A 2339-nucleotide genomic window follows, 5' to 3' on the forward strand; every position below is an offset into this window, starting at 1 on the left:
CGCCGAGGGCCGGTGCGTGCCGCCGCCGAGCGCGTGCCCGCAGGCCGACGGCGGCGCCCTCGTGCGGCCGCTGGAGCTGCCGACGGTCCGGACGCACCAGCGCCCGGTGCCGGTCCCCGGGGTCACCGTCGCCGGGGCGACCCGGATGCTCGGCGGCTGGGTCCGCGAGGTGCTCGCGGCCAACCCGGACCGGTTCCGGGTGGTCGCCCCCGGCGGGGTCGCCGACGCCCGTCTCGGCGGGGCGCTGGACGAGGACCGCCCCGACGGAGCCGGGCCGCCCGAGCGGCACCGGGTCCTGGGCGTCGCCTCGGCCCGGGTCTGCCAGGGACGGCTGGAGGGCTACGTGCTGTCCGGCCGCCACGGCCTGGCGGTCCTGCCCGAGGAGCAGGTCCGTGAGGTCGACGCGATGCTCGACGGCTACGCGAGCGTGCTGGCGGAGATCGACACCGTGCCCTGGCGGCGGTCCCCGGCGGCGCTGACGGTGCTGGTGGCCGACCGCAGCGGGGAACGCGGCCCGGACGGGCACGCCGGGCCGGTCCCGGGTCTCGCCGACCACGTGGTGGGGGACGGGCCGTGGGGCGCGCGGCTGTTCCTGCCCCCGGACGGGAACACCCTGCTGTGCGTGGCCCGCCGGTGCCTGGGCCCGGGCAGCGGGCTCAACGTCGTCGTCGCGGGGACCGCACCCGGCCCGCAGTGGCTCGACCCCGACGCCGCCGCGGCCCACGTGCGCCGCGGCGGCGGGGTCTGGGAGTGGGCCGGGACCGTCGATCCCGGTGCCCTGCCCGACGTCGTCCTCGCCGGGTGCGGGGCCGCCACCACCGTCGAGGTCGTGGCGGCGGCATCGCTGCTGCGCGAGCACCTGCCCGGGCTCGCGGTGCGGGTCGTCGACATCGTCGAGCCGGGCCGCCTCGCGACGCCCGCGCAACGGCCCGAGGGGTGGCCCGCGTGCGACCACGACGCGCTGTTCCCGCCCGGGGTCCCGGTCGTCCTGGCCTTCCACGGCCGCCCCGCCCTGATCCACCACCTGCTGGCCCGGCGCCCCGGTCGCGAGCTCTGGCACGTCGCGGGCCGCGGACGGCGAGGTGGCCCGGCGACCCCCTTCGGGGTGCTCGCCCGCGACGGGCTGGACCGCTTCCGGCTGGCGGTCGACGCGCTCGACCGCGTCCCCGGGCTCGCCGTGCGCCGGACGGGCCTGCGGCAGCGGCTGCTGGATCTGCGTGCGGTCTGCCTCGCTCACGCCGACGAGACGGGGGAGGACGCCCCGCTGGTGCGGGACTGGTCCTGGCCGGGGTGAGCCCGCCGGCGGGAACGCCGCAGCTCCTCGGCCTCGACCAGCACCGACGGCACCGCCGCCGCGCCGACCGCGATCGCGAGCTCCGCCGGGCCGAGCGCGACGGTGTGGAACAGCAGGCCCGCACCGGGCAGGTAGACCACGGCGAGCGTCGCGAGCACGCTCGTGGCGGCGGCCACGTACAGGAACGGGTTGGTGCGCACCGGGAGCCGCCACAGCGGCGTGCTGTCCGACCGGGTGGTCAGGGCGAGCCCCAGCTGGCTCAGCGCGAGCGTCACGAACAGCATGGTCTGCCAGGGCCGTCCGGTCGCGGCCGCCGTCGTCGCCACCACCAGCGAGCAGCCGGCGACGACGACGCCGAGCACCGCGGTCTCGACGACCGTGCGCCGGGTGAGGATGCCCTGCCGCGGCGGCTGCGGAGGGCGGGACAGCACGTCGGCCTCGGCCGCCTCGGACCCCATCGCGACCCCCGGCAGCCCGTGGGTCACCAGGTTCACCCACAGGATCTGCGCGGGCAGCAGCGGGAGACCGAGCGCCAGGAAGGGCCCCGCGACCATCACGAGCAGCTCGGCCAGGCCGCCCGCCAGGCCGTAGCGGACGAAGCGGCGCACGTTGTCGGCGACCCGGCGGCCCTCGGCGACGGCGGCCACGATCCGGCCCAGCCCGTCGTCGCCCAGCACGACGTCCGCCGCCTCCTTGGCCACCTCCGTGCCGCGCTCGCCCATCGCGACGCCGACGTCGGCGACGCGCAGCGCCGGGGCGTCGTTGACGCCGTCGCCGGTCATGGCGACGATCTCGCCGGCCGCGCGCAGCGACTCGACGAGCGCCAGCTTCGTGCCGGGGTCCGCGCGGGCGTGCACGGCGGGCAGCCCGTCGCGCTCCCCGGTGTCCAGACCGACGGCCGCGGCCACCGCGGCGGCCGTCGCCGGATGGTCACCGGTGATCATCATGGTGCGGACGCCCGCGGTGCGGGCCGCGCCGACCGCGGCCGCGGCGTCGTCGCGGACCGGGTCGTCGAGGCGCAGCAGCCCGGTCTCCTGCGGCCCCG

1 protein-coding gene and 1 pseudogene are annotated in these 2339 nt (G+C 78.8%); one reads left to right on the forward strand and one right to left on the reverse strand.

Going from position 1 to position 2339, the window contains the following annotated elements; translation table 11 throughout:
* Window positions 1–1294 (forward strand): annotated as a pseudogene (locus NH602_RS30170) (phosphoketolase); the annotation flags it as partial.
* Here NH602_RS30170 and NH602_RS30175 read toward each other — a convergent pair.
* Window positions 1234–2339: HAD-IC family P-type ATPase (locus NH602_RS30175; RefSeq protein WP_253069603.1), on the reverse strand; the 1106-nt coding region annotated here is incomplete at its 5' end. The pseudogene NH602_RS30170 and the gene NH602_RS30175 sit on opposite strands and share 61 nt — an antisense overlap.

The sequence above is a fragment of the Pseudonocardia sp. McavD-2-B genome, from assembly GCF_024124365.1.
Lineage (GTDB): Bacteria > Actinomycetota > Actinomycetes > Mycobacteriales > Pseudonocardiaceae > Pseudonocardia > Pseudonocardia alni.